Source organism: Microbulbifer halophilus, from assembly GCF_026183675.1.
Lineage (GTDB): Bacteria > Pseudomonadota > Gammaproteobacteria > Pseudomonadales > Cellvibrionaceae > Microbulbifer > Microbulbifer halophilus.
The window spans coordinates 29,015-50,767 of record NZ_JAPIVK010000024.1 but is presented as its reverse complement, the minus strand read 5'-3'; the positions used below and the strand labels follow the sequence as shown (position 1 = coordinate 50,767).

Here is a 21,753-nt window from a genome sequence, read left to right as displayed (position 1 = left end):
CTGGGAGAGGGGCTGGGGGAGAGGGCAACCGCAGAAGCCCCACACTCTGATTTTCCCCCGAGGAGAGAAACATCCGAATAAACCAAGGAACCTTCATGCAACCCCCAAACAACATAAAAATCCACCCCACCTGGTATCGGGCCCTGGAAGAGGAATTCCAAAAACCCTACATGGCCGAACTGCGCCAGTTCCTGCGCTCGGAAAAAAGCGCGGGCAAAAAAATCTATCCCCCCGGTGGCCAGATCTTCAACGCCTTCAACTCCACTCCCTTCGACAAGGTGAAAGTGGTCATCCTCGGCCAGGACCCCTACCACGGTGCCGGCCAGGCCCACGGCCTTTGCTTCTCGGTCATGCCCGGCGTGCGCATCCCGCCTTCATTACAGAATATCTACAAGGAGCTCCACTCCGACCTGGGCATCCCGCCCGCCCAACACGGCTGCCTGCAGTCCTGGGCGGAGCAGGGAGTACTGCTGCTGAACGCCACCCTCACCGTGGAAGACAGCAAGGCCGGCGCCCACCAGGGCCGTGGCTGGGAGCAGTTCACCGACGCGGCGATTCACAAACTGGCGGAACAGCGCGAGGGGCTGGTCTTCATCCTCTGGGGCAGCTACGCGCAGAAAAAGGGCGCCTTTATCGATCGCAACAGACACCTGGTGCTGCGCGCCCCGCACCCCTCGCCGCTGTCGGCCCACCGCGGCTTCTTCGGGACCCGGCCGTTTTCGCAGGTGAACCAGTGGCTGCAGCAGCGCGGCGAAGCGCCCATCGAATGGGCGCTGCCGGCGGCGGTGGATCATGTGGCGGTGGAGGTGTGAAGGGCTCTTGCCGCAATCTGCCAGGTAGCGCAGTGCCTTGTTGCGCCACCAGCGTCCCTGCCTTAGGCTAAGCGGCTGTTTGAGAAAAACGTCACAAGAATAGTGTTTCATGGCCACGGAAAGCCCCAACCAGAATCCGGAACAGCGCGCCCGCGACCACATAGATCGCCAGTTGGGGCAGGCCGGTTGGCTGGTGCAGAGCAAGGGCAACCTCAACCCCCATGCCGGCCCCGGTGTCGCCGTGCGCGAATACCAGACCGACGTGGGCCCGGCGGACTATGTGCTGTTCGTCGAGGGCAAGGCCGTGGGGGTGATCGAGGCCAAGCCGGAAGACTGGGGCCACAAGATCACCGGCGCGGAACAGCAGGCCGAAGACTACGCCAGCGCCAGGCTCAAGTGGATCAACAACAAGGAACCCCTGCCGTTCATCTACCAGAGCACCGGTGCCATCACCCGTTTCACCAACGGCCGCGACCCGGCCCCGCGCTCGCGGGAAATCTTCCACTTCCCCCGCCCAGAGGAACTGGCCCGCTGGCAGGAGCGCCTGGACGACAACCAGGGCACCCTGCGAGAAGGGTTGAAAAGCCTGCCATCCCTCAATACCGACGGCCTGCGCGACTGCCAGATCAAGGCCATCAACAACCTGGAAGCCTCCTTCAAGGAGGACAAACCCCGCGCCCTGGTACAAATGGCCACCGGCTCCGGCAAAACCTATACCGCCATCACCGCCGCCTACCGCCTGCTCAAGCACGCCAAGGCCACGCGCATCCTCTTCCTGGTGGACACCAAAAACCTGGGCGAACAGGCCGAGCAGGAATTCATGGCCTATGTGCCCAACGACGACAACCGCAAATTCACGGAGCTGTACACAGTGCAGCGGCTCAAGTCGTCCTACGTCGCCAGCGACAGCCAGGTGTGTATCAGCACCATCCAGCGCATGTACTCGCTGCTCAAGGGCGAAGAACTGGATGAAGCCACCGAAGAAGACAACCCGGCGGAAAAGAAAGGCCTCAAGAAAGAACCTCTGCCGGTAATCTACAACGAAAAGATCCCCCCGGAATTCTTCGATTTCATCATCATCGACGAATGCCACCGCTCCATCTACAACCTGTGGCGACAGGTGATCGAATACTTCGACGCCTATCTGATCGGCCTCACCGCCACCCCGGACAACCGCACTTACGGCTTCTTCAAAAAGAACGTGGTCAGTGAATACGACCATGAAAAGGCCGTGGCCGATGGTGTCAACGTGGGTAACGAGGTCTACCTGATCGAAACCAAGAAGACCAAAAGCGGCGGTGTCATCGAAGCCAGCCAACAGGTACAGAAGCGCGAACGCCTCACCCGCAAGCACCGCTGGGAAACCCAGGACGAAGACGAAGCCTACAGCGCTAAACAACTGGATCGGGACATCGTCAACCCGGATCAGATTCGCACCGTCATCCGCACCTTCAGGGATCAACTGCCGGATATCTTCCCCGGCCGGCAGGAAGTGCCCAAAACCCTGATCTTCGCCAAAACCGACAGCCACGCCGACGACATCATCCACACGGTGCGCGAGGAGTTCGGTGAGAGCAACGCCTTCTGCAAAAAGATCACCGACAAGGCGGACGACCCAAAATCCATGCTCAACCAGTTCCGCAACGACTACGACCCGCGCATCGCCGTCACTGTGGACATGATCGCCACCGGCACCGACGTGCGCCCGCTGGAATGCCTGCTGTTCATGCGCGATGTAAAAAGCAAGAACTACTTCGAGCAGATGAAGGGCCGCGGCACCCGCACCCTGGACAAGGACGGCCTGAAAAAAGTCACCCCCTCCGCCAACAGCGCCAAGACCCACTATGTGATCGTCGATGCCATCGGCGTCACCCAATCCGTGAAAACCGCCAGCCAGCCGCTGATCACCAAACCCGGCATCTCCCTGAAAGAACTGGCCATGGGCGTGATGATGGGCGCCGCCCGCGACGAAGACAGTGTCTCCTCCCTGGCGGGCCGCCTGGCCCGCCTCGACAAACAACTGGACGACAAAGACCGCGCCCGCATCAGCGAGAGAGCCGGCGGCACACCGCTAACCCTCATCGTTGGCGAACTGCTCAACGCCATCAACCCGGACGTAGTGGAACAGAAAGCCTGCGAAATCGCCCGGGTGCCGGCGGACAGCAACCCCGGCGACGACGCCCGGGACAAGGCCCGCGACCAACTGGTAGGGCAGGCCGCCAAAGTCTTCAACGGCGAACTGATCGAACTGATCGACACCATCCGCCGCGAAAAGGAACAGACCATCGTCCATGAAGACCTGGACGAAGTGCTGAAAGCGGAGTGGGCCGGTGAAATCCGGGCCAATACCGAAGCCCCCAGGGTGGGTTGAATGCAATTCGTCCGTGGTGGCCCCGACATTCCCGAGCGACTGCTAGAGGCGCACGAAGAAGGGCGCGTGGTGTTCTTCTGCGGCGCTGGCATTTCCTACCCTGCTCGTCTTCCAGGCTTTTATGATCTGGTGACTAAGCTTTATGCGTCCTTGGCGCCCACACCCAGCGCAGTGCAGGAAGCAGCAATCAAGGCTGGGCAGCTCGACACTGCAGTAGGCCTTCTGGAATCAGAGATCGTCGGTGGGCGTGAGAGAGTACGTCTAGAACTTGCGAACATCCTAACACCTGATCTCGGTGCTCCAAATTCAACAGCGACTCATGAGGCGTTACTGACACTGGGCAAGTGTCGTGACGGTCGTACGCGATTAATAACCACTAACTTCGACCGCTTATTTGAAGAAGCGATCAGTCGCAAGTCGCTGCAGGTCGATAGTTTTCAGGCGCCGCTGCTACCAGTACCTAAGAATCGTTGGGACGGATTGGTGTATCTGCATGGTCTTCTCTCCACCGAACCGACGCCTAGTGAGCTGGATCGCTTGATCATTTCCAGCGGAGACTTCGGCCTCGCTTACCTTTCCGAACGCTGGGCCGCGCGCTTCGTCAGTGAACTTTTTCGTAATTACATAGTATGTTTCGTCGGCTATAGCATCAACGATCCAGTACTGAGGTACATGACAGATGCTCTCGCGGCCGATCGCCTGCTCGGTGAATCACCACCTGAAATGTTTGCCTTCGGCAACCATCCCAAGGGACAGGAGGAGAAGTGCGCTAACGAATGGGGCGCCAAGAACGTCACGCCAATTCTTTATCGTAACCACAACCGTCACTCGTACCTACACAAAACTCTACGAGCATGGGCGGAGACCTATCGCGATGGCGTCCAGGGTAAGGAACGTATCGTCGTAGAATTCGGGATGGCACGTCCGATGGAAAGCACGCAGCAGGACAACTATGTCGGCCGTATGCTGTGGGCACTCAGTGATCCGAGCGGACTTCCTGCCAAGCGCTTTGCCGACTTGGACCCAGTCCCACCGCTGGATTGGCTAAAAAGCCTGAGTGAGGCGCGATATTGCCATACTGATCTAAGTCGATTTGGTGTGCCTCCCCAAACCAACAAGGATGGCAAGCTCGCCTTCAGCTTGATCCACAGGCCGTCGCCTTATACACGCTCTCCCTGGATGGCGCTAGTTGGTGACGGGCGTGTAGAGAGCGAATGGGACAATGTGATGTCTTGTCTGGCTCTCTGGCTAAGTCGACACCTCAACGACCCACGACTCCTTCATTGGCTCGTCAATCGAGGCGTCCAACTCAGCATCAGACTGTTGTCAATAATCGAAAATCGCTTGGACAAGTTGGAAAAACTCGAGCGCGAAGGCGATACGGATGAACTGACTCGAATTCGCGAAAGTGCACCGAATGCGATCCCTAGTCCAATGATGCGAAAACTGTGGCGACTTCTGGTCACCGGACACGTAAAATCAAGTCGCGTATACAACTCCGACCTTTACCGCTGGCGGCATCGCTTCAAACATGAAGGGTTTACCCCAACCTTGCGCCTCCAGCTACGTGAGATGCTTACACCACGAGTTTCCTTGCGTAAACCCTTCCGCTGGCCAGAGGAAGACGATGAAACCCGCGAGCCTGAGAACCTTAGAGACCTGGTTGAATGGGAGATAGTACTGCCAACGGATCATACCCACTCCCGGGTACAGGACCTTCGTGAAGATGATAACTGGATAAAGATACTGCCAGAGCTGCTGCCAGACTTTACTTCTTTACTGCGGGATGCGCTCGACCTGATGCACGAACTCGGTGGTGCGGATAATCGAAGCGACCTATCCTACATGCACCAGCCATCAATCAGTGAACACTCGCAGAATAAGGACTTCCACGATTGGACAGTGTTAATAAATCTTACCAGAGATGCCTGGCTGGCTACAGCGGCCCAATCACCCCGGCAGGCACAGATAGCGGTCGAAAATTGGCGGCAAATATCCTATCCACTATTCCGACGACTTATACTCTTTGCTGCGACCCAAGACGATGTCATCCCGACTCGTCTCGCACTGGACTGGCTATTGGAAGATGGAAATTGGTGGTTGTGGTCAGTGGAAACCGAACGGGAAGCTCTGCGCTTACTGGTCGCTCTGGCCCCAAAACTCGATGATCTGGAGCTTGGGGAAGTCGAACAAGCCATCCTCGTAGGGCCTCCGCGTGAAATGTTCAAGGAAGATGCCGATCCCCTGAAGCTGTCCAGAATCAACGACCGTGAAGTTTGGCTCCGCCTCGCAAAGCTGGATAAGGGCGGTGCAGCATTGACTAAGGTTGGCAAGAAAAATCTGGATGCGCTCTCTGCCCAGTATTCCGAATGGGAGCTGACCGAAGATCAACGCGATGAATTTCCCTACTGGGTGGGCAGTGCCTGGGTAGGCGATAGAGCCCCTTGGCAGGACTTCGTACCAATACCTCGCACCAGACGCGGCTTGCTGAACTATTTGATTGAGAACCCAGTTTTAGACGAGTCGAAGCACGACGACTGGCGAAAAAGATGTGACGAAAGCTTCCAGGCTACTGCCTACGCTTTGTGCTATCTAGCCAAGCAGAATGTTTGGCCCCAAGAACGTTGGCGAGACGCTTTGCAAGCTTGGTCAGATGAAGAGCTGCATAGTCGCTCGTGGCAGTACATAGCCCCAGTCCTAGTTGATGCGCCCGATAGCCTGATGCAGGCCATTAGCCACAGCGTGAGTCGGTGGCTGCAGACCATCGCCAAGACCTTTGAGGGCCATGAAAGGTACTTTTTTACTCTCGTGCGCCGCATTTTGGCCCTAGACTATCAGAAAGGAGATTCTGACGACCCTGTTTCTCGTGCTATCAATCATCCTGTCGGCCATGTGACCGAGGCGCTGCTGGACTGGTGGTATCGGAGTGCGCTAGAAGACGGGCAAGGCCTTTCCGAACAGATCAAGCCTATATTCACCGAGCTTTGCGATACCCAGTTTGACAAATACCGCCATGGGCGTGTCTTACTGGCAACACATGTCATCGCGTTATTCCGTGTTGATCGTGGTTGGGCAGAGCAATACCTGTTGCCACTTTTCAACTGGGAAAACTCCGAAATCGAAGCGCGTGCGGCATGGGAAGGGTTCTTGTGGTCCCCCCGTTTGTATCACCCCTTATTTGAGGCGATAAAGCCTGCCTTCCTTGATACTGCACACCACTTTACAAAGTTGGGTAAACACGACGGGCAATATGCGTCACTACTGACGTTCGCCGCTCTCAATCGTGGCGATACCTTCACCATAGCCGATCTAGCGGGCGCCACTCGTGCATTACCAAAGGATGGATTGCTTGTTGCTGCACAAGCACTAGCTGGAGCATTGGAAAGCGCAGGTGATCAGCGTACCGACTATTGGGAGAACCGTGTTGTCCCATACTTGGACTCCATCTGGCCCAATACCCGCGACAACGCCTCTCCCGCCATCGCCGAAAGATTAGGGAATCTGTGCATCGCGGCAAGGGACTCATTCGATCAAGCCTTAGGAAAGCTCCACGCTTGGCTGCAGCCAGTTGCCCATCCGGACTTCCTAATTCATAAGCTTCATGAAGCCGATCTCTGCCATAAATTCCCACAAGAAGCGTTGGGATTTCTTAGCTTGGTAGTAGAGGACCAAATGCAATGGCTTCCCAGCGACTTAAACTCATGTCTTGAAGCTGTCCGGGAGTCTGAGCCAGCTCTGCAGGCTGATCCGCGCTTCCAGCGACTGATGGAGCTTTTGCGCCGCCTTGATGGGGGGTGAGAGTGTAGTGGTTTTGGATGGTGGTCAGTCGCCGTCGGGAGGACAAGGTATGAGCGAGAATTGACGGCCCCCGAGAGGTTGTAAGAGGCTGTAAATTAAATTGCGCGTATTATCATCCACTGACCGCCGCTTATGAAATACAGGGCAAACTAATTCTGGTGCTGTGGGTGCCGGGTGGTGAAACTCGGTCCTACAAGGCCAGAACCCGCTTGGGCTACAAGAAGGCGGATTGGGCGTTTTACCTGCGCAAGCACACCAGTACGGTGCGCGCCAGGGGGGGCGGATGAGCGGGAGCTGTTGTCGCTGGCGGCGACGGTGCCCTTTGATGACCGTTACCGGCAGGGCGCCAGCCTCACTGATCTGTCGCCTCACCTGATGCGCGAATTCCTGCAGGAGATCGGCAGTGAGCTGACCGCCGAGGCCGCGACCCTCGATGCCGAGGCGCTGGGGTGGCGCATGAATGTGGTCGGCGGCCCGTCAGAGATGGCCTTCCCCAAGAACGTGGGGCTGCTGTTCTTCAACGAGCACCCGGAACAGTTCTTCCCGGCCACTCAGATTGATGTAGTGTACTTCCCCGATGGCCCGGGCGGTGACCGCTTCGAGGAGAAGGAGTTTCGCGGCCCGCTGGGGCGCATTGCCCGCGATGCGGTGGATTACATCGCCCGCAATTACCTGAAGGAAACCGTCATCAAGCACCCGGATCGGCCCCAGGCTGAGCGTTTCTGGAACTATCCGCTGGCAGCCATTGAAGAGGCGGTGGTAAATGCGGTATATCACCGCTCCTATGAAATCCGCGAGCCGATCGAGGTGCGTATCACCCCGGAAGAGCTGATGGTACTGAGCTTCCCTGGCCCGGATCGCTCCATCCGCATGGACGATCTGCAGGCGGGCCGCGCCGTCAGCCGCCGCTACCGCAATCGCCGCATTGGCGAGTTTCTGAAGGAGCTGGATCTCACCGAGGGCCGCTCCACCGGCATCCTCAAGGTTCTGCGCGTCATGCGGGCCAATGGCTCTCCCGCGCCGGTCTTTGAAAGCGATGATGAGCGCAGCTCGTTTCTGATTCGCCTGCCGGTACATGAGGGGTTTGCCGGGGAAGTCACCGAACAAGTAACCCAGCAAGTAGAAGCCTTGATTTCGGCCAGTTCGGGAGAAATGAGCTGATCTCAATTGATGGAATCCCTAGGCCTGAAAGACCGGGTGAATTTCAGCAGAGCCTATCTGGAACCGGCGCTTGAATCTGGTCTTTTGGAAATGACCCAGCCCGATTCCCCGCGCAGCCCAACCCAAAAATACCGATTAACCGATAAGGGCAGGCAGTGGCTTACCTGCAAGCAGTAAGGAATTCCAAAAGCTGCCGCTAACTCATCTGGCTCTCGGAGGAGGCGTCATCAAACGCGAGGTTTAATTAAGGTCATTTTTACGGCATTAGGCGCCGTGAACTTGACGGAAAGTAAACTTGTGCCCCCTCCTTGGTTTAGGTATTATTGGTTTTACGGCACATTTAGCCGTAAAGCTAAACTTTAGTAAACTATATCCATGTTTTCCTACCACCAAGATCTACACGACTACTTGCCCGTCGGCTTTGCCACTCGCCAGTGGTTGCTGGATCAGGGGATGCCGGTACATACACTGGACAATGCGCTGAAGTCGGGCAAGTTGGTGAGCTTGGCTCGTGGTGTGGTATCACATCCTCGCTTGGCAAATGAGCCGTGGGACTTGGGGGATGTTGTTGCTTCCCTAAACCGGGAGCTGCCTGAGCCGGTTTATGTGGGTGGATTAGCGGCTTTGTCCCGAGCTGGTCTCGCGCACTATGCCAGTTTCAACAAGCGAGAACAGCTTTATTCACCACTACGAATGCCGGCTTGGTTTGCCCGGATGGCGATATCGCAGAATTATGTCTGGCATGGTACCGCGCGTTTGTGGGACAACGCCTGGCTGCAGAATGAAAACCATTTCCGCACATTTGATTTTCCGTGGGATGGGCTCAAAGCGCTAGCAACGCCTGAACAGGCCTGGCTGGAGGTGCTGGCTCAAGTGCCAAATGGTATCAGTTTTGAGCATGCGGACAATTTGATGCAGGGATTGAGTGTCTTGTCGCCCCGACGGCTGGATGCCCTGCTGCGGGTCTGCCGCCATGTGTTGGCGAAGCGGCTGTTTTTCTTTTTTGCGGACCGTTACGACTATCCGTGGCGCAAGCATTTGAATGCGGCGGACTACGACCTGGGTGCGGGAAAGCGCAGTGTGGAAGCAGGCGGCAAGCTGGATAAAACGTATCTGATCACTGTGCCGGAGTCGTTGCATGGATCGGCATAATGAGTGGCGAAAGCAGGTGCGCTTGCTGCTGCAAATCCTACCTTTCGTTTCCAGAGAAAACTGTTTTGCCTTGAAAGGCGGGACTGCGATCAATTTGTTTGTGCGTGATCTTCCTCGACTGTCAGTGGATATTGATCTGGTTTATCTGCCTGCAGACGACCGAGAAACTGCTTTGGCGGAGACCGGGGCGGCACTGGGGCGGGTGGCCGACGCGCTGGAGGGTGCATTGCCGGATATCCGTGTATTGCGCAACTACGAAGCAAAAAGTGATGCTTTGAGGATTGTGGCATCAAGCCGTGACGCTACTGTCAAAGTGGAGCTGTCGCCAGTGCTACGTGGCACGGTATTGGAGCCAGCCGTGGTTCCTGTCACGCCAGCCGTTGAAGAAGAATTTGGTTTTGCCGAAATCAACATGGTGGCAATGGAGGACTTGTATGCGGGCAAACTCTGCGCGGCGTTGGATCGTCAGCATCCACGCGACTGGTTTGATGTCATGTTATTGCTGGAAAGCAAGGGCATTGATGATGCGCTGCGCAAGGTATTTCTGATTTACCTGATCAGCCATGGACGCCCTATGGAAGAACTTCTGGCGCCGAATTGGCGTCTTCAGAAAAGCCTGTTTGACTCTGAGTTCGTCGGTATGACCCGCCGTAACGTCACTCTGCATGAGTTGCATGAGGCGGCGGTGAGTGCGCTTTCGAAAATTCTTGATGGAATGCGCAGGGAAGAAAAAGCTTTTCTGTGCAGTGTTTATGAATGCGCGCCCGACTGGTCACTGTTGGCTCTTCCCGGCGTGGAGATGCTGCCCGCCGTGAAATGGAAGCTGAGAAACATACAAAGAATGAGTGTGGAGAAACGCACCACGTCATTGGAACGCTTGAAAACCCTACTGAATTTTGCCGAATAACCCGGAGAGACAATGAGCCCCGCAAGTGCCCCGATCATTTCCAAAGTCTGGAGTTTCTGTACCACCCTGCGTGACGATGGTGTGGGCTATGGAGACTATCTGGAGCGGCTCAGCTACCTGATCTTCCTGAAGATGGCGGATGAGTACGCCAAACCGCCCTACAAGCGGCAGGTGGGTATCCCCAAGAAGTACGCCTGGACAACCCTGAAGAACAAGAAAGGCGCCGAGCTGGAGGTGCATTACGTCGAGTTGCTGATGGCGCTGGGCAAAAAGAAAGGGCTGCTGGGGCAGGTGTTCACCAAGGCCCAGAACAAGATACAGGATCCGGCCAAGCTCTCAAGGCTGATCGAGATGATCGACAGCACCCAGTGGCTGGTGATGGGGGCCGATGTCAAAGGCGATATCTACGAGGGGTTGTTGGAGCGCAATGCCGAGGATACCAAATCCGGTGCCGGGCAGTACTTTACGCCCCGCGCCCTGATCCGGGCCATGGTGGAATGCGTGCGCCCGGAGCCGGGCAAGACCATTGTCGACCCGGCCTGCGGCACCGGCGGTTTCTTCCTGGCGGCCTATGATTTCCTGGTGGAAAACCACAAGCTGGACAAGAAGCAGAAAGCCTTTCTCAAGCACGACACTTTTGCCGGCAACGAGATTGTCGCCAATACTCGCCGCCTTTGCCTGATGAATATGTTCCTGCACAACATCGGCGAGATCGACGGCGAAGGCGCGGTGTCGCCCAACGATGCCCTGGTGGCGCCGCCATCCAATACGGTGGACTATGTGCTGGCCAACCCGCCGTTCGGCAAGAAGAGTTCCATGAGCTTTACCAATGAGGAAGGCGAGCAGGAAACCGACGATCTCACCTACAACCGTCAGGACTTCTGGGCGACCACTTCAAACAAGCAGCTCAACTTCGTGCAGCATATCCGCTCGATGCTGAAAACCACCGGCAGGGCCGCGGTGGTGGTGCCGGACAATGTGCTGTTCGAGGGCGGCGCCGGTGAGACCGTTCGCCGTAAGTTGCTGGAAACCACCGACCTGCACACCATCCTGCGCCTGCCCACGGGTATCTTCTATGCCCATGGGGTCAAGGCCAATGTGCTGTTTTTCGATAACCGCGAAGCCAGCCCCAAACCGTGGACGAAGAAGGTATGGTTTTACGACTACCGCACCAATGTTCACCACACTCTGAAGAAAAAGCCGCTGCGCTTTGAGCACTTGCAGGATTTCATCAAATGCTACAAGCCCGAGAACCGCAACCGGCGCAGAGCCACCTGGCACCCAGAGAAAAAGCCCGATGGGCGCTGGCGCAGCTTCACCTACGAGGAGTTGATCGCCCGCGACAAGGCGAGCCTGGATGTTTTCTGGTTGAAGGACAAGAGCCTGACGGACCTCGACAGCTTGCCGGAACCGAATGATCTGGCCGAGGAGATTATTGAGAACCTGGAAGCGGGGCTTAATAGCTTTCGCGAGGTTTTGGGGCAGTTGTAAGAGTGAGTCCTGACGTCAAGTTTAAGTTTTCCTCGATAGTTGTACCATGCGTATAGCTATCGAGGGTTCCTTAAACCAATAGTCACTATCTAACAGATGCTGTTTATAACCCCTGCGATGCCATATGAAACTCTGTCTTGCGCCCGAGGCCCGCGGCGCGAAGGCAAATCAAATAGTGTTCTCCGCCATTCTTGAGGTGGCGGATAATGGCACTCCGGGCCTGTTTCTTGGCCCACTGGATGACGCTGCCGGCTACGAAGGGCCGTGGAACCAGATCCATATACCGGCTGCAGCTCTCACTGGATTGCATCAACTGCCCGAAAAGCTCCAGGACCTTGATATTGATGTTCCATTGGAGTGCCTGGTCGCCGAAAATCACTGCCAGTAACTCTCGGAACTCTGACTTTTCCGCTTCCGTGATGGGGTCCATGAATAACTCCTTTTATTCTATGTGGGTTTCTTCTGTGATCTCGGCCAGATAGTTTTTGTGTCCCGGCTTTGCGGTAACTTCCACCGCAAAGTCCAGGGCGGGCGAGGTTATGTAGGCCTTTTCGCTTTCCTGCAGACGGAGGAGGTGGAAGTCTAGCTTGTTGCTCACCTTGTATTTAATGCTTTCTACTTCCCCCAGTCCTTCGATAAAAGCCGTTTCTTCCTGGCTTTTGGGGTTGTCAAAGGCGCTGCTGAAAAAATCGTATGGCTCTTTGTCAGAGCCAATAAACTTCAGCTCTTCTTTGTCGATAGTCCGGTAGCCGATACTCGAGTCTCCATTGGTAACGATGATTACCGTATTGCTCGGCCGGATTTCGTCGTAGGCAGGGGGTAAGGGGAGGGATACCTTGCCCTGGAGGATCAGTCGGGAAGGGCTGCTGGCTTCGACAGAAGGTTCGCTGGTGTCCGGTTTGTTGCCTTGGCAGGCGGCGCATGCGAGCGCCACGCAAGTCAAGAGAGCTGCAAGTCCTTTTGTGCGCATTTCAAGTGTCCCGACGTATTGTTATGGGGTAAGGAGCTTCCCATCTTCAAAAAGCTGGCGGTGTCTGTCAATCCGCCAGCGGATCCGCCTCCACATCGTAGGGCAGTTCCTGTAGCTCCAGTTTGCGCCCGTCCGCCAGCGTCAGGGTTTCACCGGCGGCCACCTTGGTAATGGTCAGCACGGCCAGTAGCTCGATGCCGTGCTCGCTGCGGCAGGCGTTCACCAAGTTGCCGATGCTTTTGCCGTTTTCCCCAGCGATATCCGAGCCCGTTTCCGGCAGTTCGCCGGATGCGCAGCGGGCCCGGTACAGCCGGCGCTTGGCGGCCCCGCGGTATTGCATGCGGGCGACCACTTCCTGGCCGGTGTAGCAGCCTTTCTTGAAGCTGACGCCGCCGAGCAGGTGCAGGTTGAGCATCTGCGGGATGAAGAGTTCGCTGGCGGCGCCGTGGAGTTGCGGGATGCCGGCTTCGATCTGCCGTTGCTGCCAGTGGTCGTAGCCGGCGGGCGTGGCCTGCTGTGCGAGGCGCTGCCACAGGTCGGCGGCGGATTGCGCCGGTACCAGCAGCGCTAGCTGTTGTTCGCTCAGCGTCTCGGCGAAGGCGGCTTCGCCGTTGCAGTCGAATTGCTGTACCTGGCCGGTGGTGAGGCCGTCCAGCTCGAGTAATTCTGCGGCCCGCTCCGTCGCGGCCTTGCCCTGCAGGCCGAGCCAGCGGTACCGGTCGCCGATATCTTCCAGTTCGGATTTGAAGAAGACGGCGTATTTGGCCAGTGCGTCCCGGGCGATGGGGACGAGGTCGCGGGGCAGGCGCAGGAATATCTGCTCGGTAGAGAGTTTGAGTGCGCTGAAGGCGCTGATGGCGCGGCCCTTGGGGTTGCAGTGGGCACCGGGGGTGGCGCTGCCGTCGGGCAGGGTGACCAGGTCGCAGGTGAGCTGGCCCTGCAGGAACTTCTGGCTGTCCGGGCCGGCCGCGGAGACGGCACCCAGCGGGCTCAGGTCGATCAGTTGCAGGTCGTCGTCGGTGGCCGATTCAACGGGGGGGAAGTGCGCCCGGTTGTCTTCCCAGATGGCCCCTTCGGCGGTGAGAAAATGCTGCCACTGCTGTTGATCCATGGTCCTTCCAGATTCCGGTTGCGTGAATGGCATGATTTGGGGGTTGTCGGCAGTTTTTCAAGCTGTGCACCGCACCGGGCCGGCGGTTATACTGCGCGCAATTTGAAGGCGCCGGCGCAATCCCGGTCGGCGCCGGTCAACCGGGATTTGGAGTATGGATCGCAATCGCCTTTTTTGGGGCAGCCGCCGCGGTATGCTGGAGCTGGATCTGGTGCTGTTACCGTTTCTGGAGAATGTCTACGAGACACTGGAGCCGGAGGATCAGCGGCGCTACCAGAAACTACTGGAGGAGCAGGATCAGGATCTGTTCGCCTGGTTTCTGCGCCGCACCGACCCGGAAGACCCGGAGCTGAAGCGGATCGTGCAGATTATTCGTGACAATACCGGCCTCCAGAAGTAGCTATCCCCGATACCTCGAGCGCAGCGCCCGGCTCGGTTGTGCCGTGGCGCCGTCCCGCCTTCTGTCCGTTCTTCTCTGTCTGATTGTCCTGCAGGCGCTGGCATTGCTGTGGTGGTGTCGGCTGCAGCCGCTGTTGTTGTGGCCGGTGGTGGGGCTGGTTTTGCTCTACGGCTGGTGGGAGTGGCGGCGCCTGCGCTCGATGCGCGGGCTGCTCGGTACCCGCGAGCGGCGCTGGTTCTGGCGCGGCGATGACGGGGTGGAGCGGGAGTTCGAGTTTTGCGGAGAACTGGTGTTGTGGCGCTGGCTGCTGGTGATCAACGGGCGGGATCTGGACGGGCTGCGGCTGCGGCTGGTGTTGGCGCGGGACTGTATGGATCGGGATGACTGGCGGCGGTTGCAGGTGGCGTTGCGGTATTCGCGGTAGGGGTAGGGGCGGTTTGGTTGAAGTGGCCGCTCCGGCTGCCCTCTCCCCCGGCCCCACTGGCGTGCGCCGTCCCTGGCGCACGGCCTTCGGCCAGCTAAAGCTGCCCAAATCCGTTCCCGACGGATTTGTCCCGATGGGAGAGAGGCGCTACAGCGCCGCAAATTCCCGCATCAACCGCTCCATCAATCCCTGCAACTGCGGTGACGAGCCGCCGCGTACGGCGTCGTCCAGCAGTTCGGCATTGCTCTCGCCGGATTTGTCCCTTGTGATCAGCAGCAGAAAACTGCGGTGGCTGAGTGCCGCTTCTTCCACGGCTTCCTGGCGTACCTGTTGGGTGAAGTGGATATAACCACACTGCTTCAGCCAGGTCATCGCGCCCAGGCAGGCGAGGTGGCGGGGGGAGTGCAGGCCGAATTCGTCCGGGGTGTCCGGGCCGGCGATATCCTCGACGTAGACGGTCGCCGGCGCCGGGAACTGGTTGAATAAGGCCAGCAGGGTCCTGCCGGCGTCGCGGTAGAAGTCGTGAATATGCAGGTCGTCGAGCATGGGTACTGCTTTTTATTGTGTGTAGCGTTCCAGGAAGTGTCCCAGGCGGCCGATCGCGTGGGAGAGGTCATCTTCCCGCGGCAGGAAGACGATGCGGAGGTGGTCGGGCGAGTCCCAGTGGAAGCCGCGGCCGTGCACCAGCAGGATTTTTTCCCGGCGCAGAAAGTCGAGCACCAGCCGTTCGTCGCTCTCGATCCTGTGGCGGTCGAGGTTCAGTTTCGGGAACAGGTAGATGGCACCCTGGGGTTTGACACAGCTGACACCGGGAATATCGTTCAGCATTTCGTAGGCCAGGTCGCGCTGCTGGCGCAGGCGCCCGCCGGGGAGCACCAGGTCGTTGATGCTCTGGTAGCCGCCCAGCGCCGTCTGCACCGCGAACATACCCGGTACATTGCCGCACAGGCGCATCGACGAGAGGATTTCCATCCCCTCGATAAAGCCTTTCGCACGTTGCTTGGCGCCGGTGACGGTCATCCAGCCGGAGCGGAAGCCGGCCAGCCGGTAGGATTTCGACAGGCCGTTGAAGCTCAGGCAGAGCACGTCTTCGGCGAGCTTTGCCAGGGGGGTGAACTCGGCGTCGTCATAGAGGATCTTGCTGTAGATTTCGTCGGCGAAGATCACCAGGTCGTGCTGGCGCGCCACTTCCACAATCTCTTCCAGCAGCGCGCGCGGGTAGACGGCGCCGGTGGGGTTGTTGGGGTTGATCACCACGATACCGCGGGTTCGCGGGGTGATTTTGGCCTTGATATCGTCGATATCCGGCAGCCAGCCGGCGCCCTCGTCGCAGCGGTACATCACCGGGTTGCCGCCGGTGAGGTTGGTGGCCGCGGTCCACAGGGGGTAGTTGGGCATCGGCAGCAGCACTTCGTCGCCGGTGTTCAGCAGCGCCTGGGTGGCCATGGCGATCAGCTCGGAGACGCCGTTGCCGAGGTAGATATCGTCGATATCCACCTCGGGAATGCCCAGTGTCTGGCACTCTTGCATAATGGCCTTGCGCGCGGCGAACAGGCCCTTGGATTCTACATAACCCTGGGCGTGGGCCAGGTTGTGAATGACATCCTGGATGATTTCGTCGGGGGCATCGAAACCGAAGGGGGCGGGGTTGCCGATATTCAGCTTGAGAATCCGGTGGCCTTCCTCTTCCATGCGCGCAGCCTGTTCCATGACCGGGCCGCGGATTTCGTAGCAGACGCCGTGGAGTTTGTCCGATTTGAGAATGTCCTTCATGGTGTAAATCCCGGGGCACAACCTGCAGGGCCAGCCCCCGCGGGCGTGGGGTGGCGTTTCAATCAAAGAGGAAGAGTATGTCAAAAGAGCAAGACGATAACTACTGGCGCGACAGGCTGACTCCCGAGGAATTCCACGTATGCCGGGAGGCAGGCACTGAGCGTCCGTTCAGCGGCGAGTACTGGGATGTGTTCGAGGACGGCAGTTACCGCTGCCGCTGCTGCGGGGAAGTGTTGTTCCAGTCCGATTCCAAATTCGATGCCGGCTGCGGCTGGCCCAGTTTCGACACCGTGGCGCGCGAGGGCGCGGTGGAGGAACGGCCGGACGACAGCCTGGGGATGCGGCGTACCGAGATCCTCTGTGCCAACTGCGGCAGCCACCTGGGGCACGTTTTCCCCGACGGCCCCACGGAAACGGGATTGCGCTACTGTGTTAATTCACTTTCCGTAAAGCTGGACCCGGAAGAGGGCGATCGGGGAGGACAATGATGCGAGGCGGGGCCGGGCACTGGAGCCGCTGGCTGGTGCGGGCGCAGTGGTTGCTGCTGGCGCTTATCTTCTGTGCGGCGCTGGCGCTGCGCCTGGAACTGGTAGCTTTCGGGGCGGTGTTCCAGGTGTTTCGGGTCGCGGGGCTGGCGATGCTCGGTATGGCCCTGTTGGGCATGGCGGTGTTTATCTGGGGGCTGGTGAAACGCCACGCCGGCGCCCGCAGCGCCGCGCTTTGGGCCGCGGTACTGGGCCTGGTGCCGGTGGCGGTGCCGCTGCTGACCGTGGGCCAGGCCAACCTGGACGCGCCGCCGATCAGCGATATCAGTACCGACCTCGATAATCCGCCGCCGTACCGGGCGGCACTGTCCCTGCGGGAAAAGGGCGATAACAGTGCCGAGTATGCCGGTGAAGCGGTGGCCCGACAGCAGCGCGGCACCCGTATGTACAACGACATCCGCCCTCTGCTGCTGGCGATGCCGGTGGAGCGCGCCACCGGACTGGCGGCGGAAGTGGCGCGGGGGCTGAGCTGGCGGATTGTGGCCCTGGATCCCGGGGCCGGCCATCTGGAGGCGGTGGACCGGACGCCACTGTTGCGGCTGCGCGACGATGTGGTGGTGCGGGTGCGGTCCGAGGGCGATGGCGCCAGGGTGGATGTCCGTTCCAGTTCCAGGGTGGGGCGGGGCGACCTGGGAGCCAACGCCGGGCGTATCCGCGAATTCCTCCGCGAGCTGGAGGCCCGGGCGGCGGAGTAGCGACCGCTCACCGGCGGGCCCCGGATTTCGTAAGTGCCTGACTTAGAAAGAAAAAGAACCACAAAAAGTTTTCAGTGAAGTGTTGACAGCCCCCCGGGGGCTACATAGAATGCGCCCCACTTCTGACGCAGAGCGCAAAACAAAGCGCCGCAGCGATTGGAAGTCAGTCCGGGTCCCCATCGTCTAGAGGCCTAGGACACCGCCCTTTCACGGCGGTAACAGGGGTTCGACTCCCCTTGGGGACGCCACTGCGGGAATAGCTCAGTTGGTAGAGCGCAACCTTGCCAAGGTTGAGGTCGCCGGTTCGAACCCGGTTTCCCGCTCCAGTTTTCATGCTCTTTACAGAGTGATCCGGCCAGGCCGGAGCAGGCTGTAAAGAGTGCCGCCGGAATTGCCGGTGGCGATGCCACCGACAGTGTGGCAGCATTGGTTCCCCGGCTTTCAAACCGAGGGGCCAGGCAAGTTTTCGGTCCCCATCGTCTAGAGGCCTAGGACACCGCCCTTTCACGGCGGTAACAGGGGTTCGACTCCCCTTGGGGATGCCAACATGGCCCGGCAGCTTTCGAGCTGCCGGGCGATACAGAAAAGGCGGGAATAGCTCAGTTGGGTGAGGCAAGTGTTTGCTTCGCGCAGCGAAGCACGCCGCCGAACGGCGCCAATCTTCGATTGGCGGCCGGAAGAGCGCAAATAAAGAGTGCGCTCAAGAAGCAGAATATCGGTACCAGCTGGAAGTTGGCACCGAGAAAGATCAGGCGGGAATAGCTCAGTTGGGTGAGGCAAGTGTTTGCTTCGCGCAGCGAAGCACGCCGCCGAACGGCGCCAATCTTCGATTGGCGGCCGGAAGAGCGCAAATAAAGAGTGCGCTCAAGAAGCAGAATATCGGTACCAGCTGGAAGTTGGCACCGAGAAAGATCAGGCGGGAATAGCTCAGTTGGTAGAGCGCAACCTTGCCAAGGTTGAGGTCGCCGGTTCGAGCCCGGTTTCCCGCTCCAAATAAGAAAGCCGCTCATTTGAGCGGCTTTTTTATTGTTTGAACCTCTCACATGGCCGCCGACACAGTCCCCCTCTCCCTCCGGGAGAGGGGCTAGGGGAGAGGGCGGCTTGGAGGGGCACGTAAGCTGAGTTGCTGCTCCGGCTCCCCTCTCCCCCGGCCCCTCTCCCAGTGGGAGAGGGGAGTGTATGGTTCGAACTTCCCGTAGGGTCGTCGACACACTTCCCCCATTCTTTGTCCGGTTGAAATCTCCCGCCCGAGCGCGTTGAATAGCGCCCTCAGTATCAGGAGGCATCCATGACCGCAGCGCTCTCCATCCAGGACCTCGAAAAAACCTACGACAATGGTTTCCAGGCCCTGAAAGGCATCAGCTTCGATGTGCAGCCGGGGGATTTTTTCGCCCTGCTGGGCCCCAACGGCGCCGGCAAGTCCACCACCATCGGCATCATCTGCTCGCTGGTGCGCAAGTCCGCTGGCCGGGTTTCCATCTTCGGTATCGATATCGACAAAAATTTTCCCGGTGCCAAGCAGCTGCTGGGTGTGGTGCCACAGGAGTTCAATTTCAGCCAGTTTGAAAAAGTCTACGATATCGTCTGCACCCAGGGCGGCTTTTATGGCATGCCCCGCAAACTGGCGGAGGAGCGCACGACAAAATACCTGAAACAACTGGGCCTGTGGGACAAGCGCAACGTGCAGGCGCGTATGCTGTCCGGCGGCATGAAGCGCCGCCTGATGATCGCCCGGGCGTTGATTCACGAGCCACAACTGCTGATCCTGGACGAGCCTACCGCGGGCGTGGATATCGAGCTGCGCCGCTCCATGTGGACTTTCCTCGAGAAGATCAACCGGCAGGGCACCACCATCATCCTGACCACGCACTACCTGGAAGAGGCGGAGAGCCTGTGCCGCAATATCGCCATTATCGACAAGGGCGATATCGTCGAGAACACCTCGATCAAGTCGCTGCTGAAAACCCTGAGTCGCGAGGTCTTTATTCTCGATACCGCCGAAACCCTGGAGACCTGCCCGGATCTGGGCGATTTTCAGGGGCGGCTGCTGGATGAACACAGCCTGGAGGTGACCGTCGAGAAAGGGCAGTCGCTGACCGAGCTGTTTACCGGCCTGGGCGGACAGGGCATAACCGTTACCAGCATGCGCAACCGCGCCAATCGCCTGGAAGAGCTGTTCGTCTCCCTGCTGGCGGACAAGTCTGAAGCAGAGGAGGGGGAGCAGTGAACAGCAACGTCATCTGGACATCCTTCTCCACCATCCTGCGCCGCGAAGTGCGCCGCTTTACCCGCATCTGGCCGCAGACACTGGTTCCGCCGGTGATCACCATGTCGCTCTACTTCGTGATCTTCGGCTCGCTGATCGGCAGCCGCATCGGCGAGATGGGCGGCTATTCCTATATGGAATTCGTGGTGCCCGGCCTGATCATGATGGCGGTGATCACCAATTCCTATTCGAATGTGGTGTCTTCTTTCTACAGCGCCAAGTTCCAGCGCAGTGTGGAGGAACTGCTGGTATCGCCGACACCCAACTGGATCATCATGGCCGGTTACGTACTGGGCAGTGTGGCGCGCGGGCTGATCGTCGGTTTTGTGGTGACACTGATCGCACTCTCCTTTACCTCGCTCACGGTGCAGCATATCGGCCTGACTGTGGCGATCGTGTTCCTGACTGCGGTACTCTTTTCCCTGGCCGGTTTCATCAACGCCATCTTCGCCAACAGCTTCGATGACATCTCGATTATCCCGACCTTCGTGCTGACGCCGCTGACCTACCTGGGCGGTGTCTTTTACTCGATCGACCTGCTGTCGCCCCTCTTCCAGGGGCTGTCGAAGCTGAACCCGATCCTGTATATGGTCAACGCCTTCCGCTACGGTGTACTGGGTGTCTCCGATATCAATGTGGTCTGGGCTTTTGTCGGCGTGCTGGTCTTTATCGCACTGCTGTCCGGCTGGGGCCTGCACCTGATGAGTCATGGCAAGCGTTTGCGGCACTAGTATGGTGTAAGGCCCCGTCAAGCAGCCCTCTCCCTAACCCTCTCCCGGAGGGAGAGGGGACTGTTACGGGGCTTAAGAAGACCTCTTGGGCGGATTCGCCCTTTATATTTCCGATTGAGCTCCCCTCTCCCGCCGGGAGAGGGGCCGGGGGAGAGGGCATACTGCGGCCTGCTCAGTGGTCGATTTGTTGCCCGAATCGTCAACTCCGGAGACCCGATGAATCGCGAAGACTGGCAAAACCTCCCCCTGGGCAGGGAAACCACCTACGAGTCCAGCTACAACCCGCAACTGCTGCACCCGATAGAGCGTGCCGTCTCCCGCGCGCATCTACAGATCGAAAACGATGCCCTGCCGTTTTTCGGCGTGGACGAGTGGTGGGGCTTCGAACTCTCCTGGCTGAATGCCAAAGGCCTGCCCCGGGTGGAGGTGGCCAGATTCCACTTCCCGGCTACTACGCCGCAGATGGTGGAATCCAAATCCTTCAAGCTGTACCTGAATTCCTTCAACCAGTCCCGCTTCGATTCCCGCGAAGTGGTGCGCGACATCCTGGTCCGCGACCTGGGCGCCGCGACCGGCGGCGATGTCTCGGTAACGCTTTACGACGTGGAGGATCCCGCACTGGCCGTGGAGAAACCGCGGGGAAGCTGCCTGGACCAACTGGATATCGAAATTCGCCACTACCAGCCGGATGCCGCACTGCTGAAACTGGACGAAAGTGGAGAGTGGGTAGAAGAAACCCTCTACAGCAACCTGCTGCGCAGCAACTGCCCGGTAACCGGCCAGCCGGACTGGGCGACTGTCTGCGTGGAATACCGGGGGCCGGCGATCCGGCGCGAGGCGCTGCTCGCCTATATCGTCTCTTTCCGCGAACACCAGGACTTCCACGAGCACTGCGTGGAGCGGATCTTCTGCGACCTGCAGAAACTGACGGATTTCGAGCAGCTGACGGTTTGCGCCCGCTACACGCGCCGCGGTGGGCTGGATATCAATCCGCTGCGCAGTTCGCGCCCGGAGGTGCAACTGCCGGGGCGGTTTGCCAGGCAGTAAAAAAATCTGGTGCGAATGTCACATTGGTGGATCCCGTCTCGTCTAGTGTGGTGCAAGGGGTTAAATGCTGATATCAGCATTTAGCCCCTTGCACCACAC

20 protein-coding genes and 4 tRNA genes are annotated in these 21,753 nt (G+C 58.8%); 19 read left to right on the top strand and 5 right to left on the bottom strand.

Annotation, left to right across the window (positions count from 1 at the left end):
* Positions 1-95: 95 nt before the first annotated feature.
* From ung to OQE62_RS13300, 8 genes are all read left to right on the top strand, one after another.
* Positions 96-812, top strand: a complete 717-nt coding sequence (gene ung, locus OQE62_RS13330; protein ID WP_265722532.1) for a uracil-DNA glycosylase — start codon at positions 96-98, stop codon at positions 810-812.
* A gap of 109 nt (positions 813-921) precedes the next feature.
* Positions 922-3,183 carry a type I restriction endonuclease subunit R gene (locus OQE62_RS13325; RefSeq protein ID WP_265722531.1) on the top strand — a complete coding sequence of 754 codons (2,262 nt, stop codon included), beginning with the start codon at positions 922-924 and terminating at the stop codon, positions 3,181-3,183.
* The gene (dsr1, locus tag OQE62_RS13320; protein ID WP_265722530.1) at positions 3,184-6,981 is read left to right on the top strand and encodes an anti-phage defense-associated sirtuin Dsr1; all 3,798 of its coding nucleotides are present in this window, start codon (positions 3,184-3,186) and stop codon (positions 6,979-6,981) included.
* 297 nt (positions 6,982-7,278) lie between these two features.
* Positions 7,279-8,142, top strand: coding sequence for an ATP-binding protein (locus OQE62_RS13315; protein WP_265722529.1), 864 nt, complete (start codon positions 7,279-7,281; stop codon positions 8,140-8,142).
* 9 nt (positions 8,143-8,151) lie between these two features.
* Positions 8,152-8,319, top strand: coding sequence for a Fic family protein (locus tag OQE62_RS19505; RefSeq protein ID WP_377535922.1), 168 nt, complete (start codon positions 8,152-8,154; stop codon positions 8,317-8,319).
* Positions 8,320-8,517: 198 nt separating this feature from the next.
* Positions 8,518-9,294, top strand: coding sequence for a type IV toxin-antitoxin system AbiEi family antitoxin domain-containing protein (locus tag OQE62_RS13310; RefSeq protein ID WP_265722528.1), 777 nt, complete (start codon positions 8,518-8,520; stop codon positions 9,292-9,294).
* Positions 9,281-10,201 carry a nucleotidyl transferase AbiEii/AbiGii toxin family protein gene (locus OQE62_RS13305; RefSeq protein ID WP_265722527.1) on the top strand — a complete coding sequence of 307 codons (921 nt, stop codon included), beginning with the start codon at positions 9,281-9,283 and terminating at the stop codon, positions 10,199-10,201. The genes OQE62_RS13310 and OQE62_RS13305 overlap by 14 nt, the downstream gene beginning before the upstream one ends.
* A 12-nt stretch (positions 10,202-10,213) precedes the next feature.
* Positions 10,214-11,692: a class I SAM-dependent DNA methyltransferase gene (locus OQE62_RS13300; protein ID WP_265722526.1), complete on the top strand. Its 1,479-nt coding sequence runs from the start codon at positions 10,214-10,216 to the stop codon at positions 11,690-11,692.
* A gap of 103 nt (positions 11,693-11,795) precedes the next feature.
* Here OQE62_RS13300 and OQE62_RS13295 read toward each other — a convergent pair whose 3' ends face one another.
* The 3 genes from OQE62_RS13295 to ygfZ form a co-directional block, all read right to left on the bottom strand.
* Entirely contained in the window at positions 11,796-12,122 is a 327-nt protein-coding gene (locus tag OQE62_RS13295) for a hypothetical protein (RefSeq protein ID WP_265722525.1), read from the bottom strand.
* A 12-nt stretch (positions 12,123-12,134) separates the two neighbouring features.
* Positions 12,135-12,662, bottom strand: coding sequence for a hypothetical protein (locus tag OQE62_RS13290; protein WP_265722524.1), 528 nt, complete (start codon positions 12,660-12,662; stop codon positions 12,135-12,137).
* Between the two features lie 67 nt (positions 12,663-12,729).
* Entirely contained in the window at positions 12,730-13,773 is a 1,044-nt protein-coding gene (ygfZ, locus tag OQE62_RS13285; RefSeq protein ID WP_265722523.1) for a CAF17-like 4Fe-4S cluster assembly/insertion protein YgfZ, read from the bottom strand.
* A gap of 154 nt (positions 13,774-13,927) precedes the next feature.
* Between ygfZ and OQE62_RS13280 the strand changes: the two genes are divergently transcribed.
* Both OQE62_RS13280 and OQE62_RS13275 read left to right on the top strand, forming a co-directional pair.
* Positions 13,928-14,173: an FAD assembly factor SdhE gene (locus OQE62_RS13280; RefSeq protein ID WP_265722522.1), complete on the top strand. Its 246-nt coding sequence runs from the start codon at positions 13,928-13,930 to the stop codon at positions 14,171-14,173.
* Positions 14,148-14,597 carry a protein YgfX gene (locus OQE62_RS13275; RefSeq protein ID WP_265722521.1) on the top strand — a complete coding sequence of 150 codons (450 nt, stop codon included), beginning with the start codon at positions 14,148-14,150 and terminating at the stop codon, positions 14,595-14,597. The genes OQE62_RS13280 and OQE62_RS13275 overlap by 26 nt, the downstream gene beginning before the upstream one ends.
* A 147-nt stretch (positions 14,598-14,744) precedes the next feature.
* On the opposite strand, the gene OQE62_RS13270 is transcribed toward OQE62_RS13275, so the two are convergent.
* Together OQE62_RS13270 and OQE62_RS13265 are read right to left on the bottom strand one after the other, a co-directional pair.
* Positions 14,745-15,143: a hypothetical protein gene (locus OQE62_RS13270; protein ID WP_265722520.1), complete on the bottom strand. Its 399-nt coding sequence runs from the start codon at positions 15,141-15,143 to the stop codon at positions 14,745-14,747.
* A 12-nt stretch (positions 15,144-15,155) separates the two neighbouring features.
* Complete coding sequence (locus tag OQE62_RS13265) at positions 15,156-16,370, bottom strand: pyridoxal phosphate-dependent aminotransferase (RefSeq protein WP_265722519.1); 1,215 nt, start codon at positions 16,368-16,370, stop codon at positions 15,156-15,158.
* Between the two features lie 77 nt (positions 16,371-16,447).
* Here OQE62_RS13265 and msrB point away from each other — a divergent pair, with 77 nt between their 5' ends.
* The 9 genes from msrB (at position 16,448) to queF (ending at position 21,654) form a co-directional block, all read left to right on the top strand.
* A complete protein-coding gene (gene msrB / locus OQE62_RS13260; RefSeq protein WP_265722518.1) occupies positions 16,448-16,858 on the top strand; it encodes a peptide-methionine (R)-S-oxide reductase MsrB in 411 nt (136 codons plus the stop codon).
* Positions 16,855-17,610, top strand: a complete 756-nt coding sequence (locus OQE62_RS13255) for a DUF1499 domain-containing protein (protein ID WP_265722517.1) — start codon at positions 16,855-16,857, stop codon at positions 17,608-17,610. The genes msrB and OQE62_RS13255 overlap by 4 nt, the downstream gene beginning before the upstream one ends.
* A gap of 172 nt (positions 17,611-17,782) precedes the next feature.
* Positions 17,783-17,858: transfer RNA gene (locus tag OQE62_RS13250), tRNA-Glu, on the top strand.
* A 2-nt stretch (positions 17,859-17,860) separates the two neighbouring features.
* A tRNA-Gly gene (locus tag OQE62_RS13245) sits at positions 17,861-17,936 on the top strand.
* Positions 17,937-18,079: 143 nt separating this feature from the next.
* Positions 18,080-18,155, top strand: a tRNA-Glu gene (locus OQE62_RS13240).
* 371 nt (positions 18,156-18,526) lie between these two features.
* Positions 18,527-18,602 (top strand) — tRNA-Gly (locus OQE62_RS13235).
* 296 nt (positions 18,603-18,898) lie between these two features.
* A complete protein-coding gene (locus OQE62_RS13230) occupies positions 18,899-19,837 on the top strand; it encodes an ABC transporter ATP-binding protein (RefSeq protein WP_265722516.1) in 939 nt (312 codons plus the stop codon).
* A complete protein-coding gene (locus OQE62_RS13225; protein WP_265722515.1) occupies positions 19,834-20,607 on the top strand; it encodes an ABC transporter permease in 774 nt (257 codons plus the stop codon). The genes OQE62_RS13230 and OQE62_RS13225 overlap by 4 nt, the downstream gene beginning before the upstream one ends.
* 216 nt (positions 20,608-20,823) lie before the next feature.
* Entirely contained in the window at positions 20,824-21,654 is an 831-nt protein-coding gene (gene queF / locus OQE62_RS13220; RefSeq protein WP_265722514.1) for an NADPH-dependent 7-cyano-7-deazaguanine reductase QueF, read from the top strand.
* Positions 21,655-21,753 lie beyond the last annotated feature (99 nt).

Excerpts from the sequence above, each read along its gene's own strand:
- OQE62_RS13255 (WP_265722517.1), top strand. The coding sequence starts at position 16,855 with ATGATGCGAGGCGGGGCCGGGCACTGGAGCCGCTGGCTGGTGCGGGCG.
- OQE62_RS13300 (WP_265722526.1), top strand. The coding sequence starts at position 10,214 with ATGAGCCCCGCAAGTGCCCCGATCATTTCCAAAGTCTGGAGTTTCTGT.
- queF (WP_265722514.1), top strand. The coding sequence starts at position 20,824 with ATGAATCGCGAAGACTGGCAAAACCTCCCCCTGGGCAGGGAAACCACC.
- ung (WP_265722532.1), top strand. The coding sequence starts at position 96 with ATGCAACCCCCAAACAACATAAAAATCCACCCCACCTGGTATCGGGCC.
- OQE62_RS13305 (WP_265722527.1), top strand. The coding sequence starts at position 9,281 with ATGGATCGGCATAATGAGTGGCGAAAGCAGGTGCGCTTGCTGCTGCAA.
- OQE62_RS13295 (WP_265722525.1), bottom strand. The coding sequence starts at position 12,122 with ATGGACCCCATCACGGAAGCGGAAAAGTCAGAGTTCCGAGAGTTACTG.
- dsr1 (WP_265722530.1), top strand. The coding sequence starts at position 3,184 with ATGCAATTCGTCCGTGGTGGCCCCGACATTCCCGAGCGACTGCTAGAG.
- msrB (WP_265722518.1), top strand. The coding sequence starts at position 16,448 with ATGTCAAAAGAGCAAGACGATAACTACTGGCGCGACAGGCTGACTCCC.
- OQE62_RS13265 (WP_265722519.1), bottom strand. The coding sequence starts at position 16,370 with ATGAAGGACATTCTCAAATCGGACAAACTCCACGGCGTCTGCTACGAA.
- ygfZ (WP_265722523.1), bottom strand. The coding sequence starts at position 13,773 with ATGGATCAACAGCAGTGGCAGCATTTTCTCACCGCCGAAGGGGCCATC.
- OQE62_RS13310 (WP_265722528.1), top strand. The coding sequence starts at position 8,518 with ATGTTTTCCTACCACCAAGATCTACACGACTACTTGCCCGTCGGCTTT.
- OQE62_RS13230 (WP_265722516.1), top strand. The coding sequence starts at position 18,899 with ATGACCGCAGCGCTCTCCATCCAGGACCTCGAAAAAACCTACGACAAT.
- OQE62_RS13280 (WP_265722522.1), top strand. The coding sequence starts at position 13,928 with ATGGATCGCAATCGCCTTTTTTGGGGCAGCCGCCGCGGTATGCTGGAG.
- OQE62_RS13270 (WP_265722520.1), bottom strand. The coding sequence starts at position 15,143 with ATGCTCGACGACCTGCATATTCACGACTTCTACCGCGACGCCGGCAGG.
- OQE62_RS13290 (WP_265722524.1), bottom strand. The coding sequence starts at position 12,662 with ATGCGCACAAAAGGACTTGCAGCTCTCTTGACTTGCGTGGCGCTCGCA.
- OQE62_RS13325 (WP_265722531.1), top strand. The coding sequence starts at position 922 with ATGGCCACGGAAAGCCCCAACCAGAATCCGGAACAGCGCGCCCGCGAC.
- OQE62_RS19505 (WP_377535922.1), top strand. The coding sequence starts at position 8,152 with ATGGAATCCCTAGGCCTGAAAGACCGGGTGAATTTCAGCAGAGCCTAT.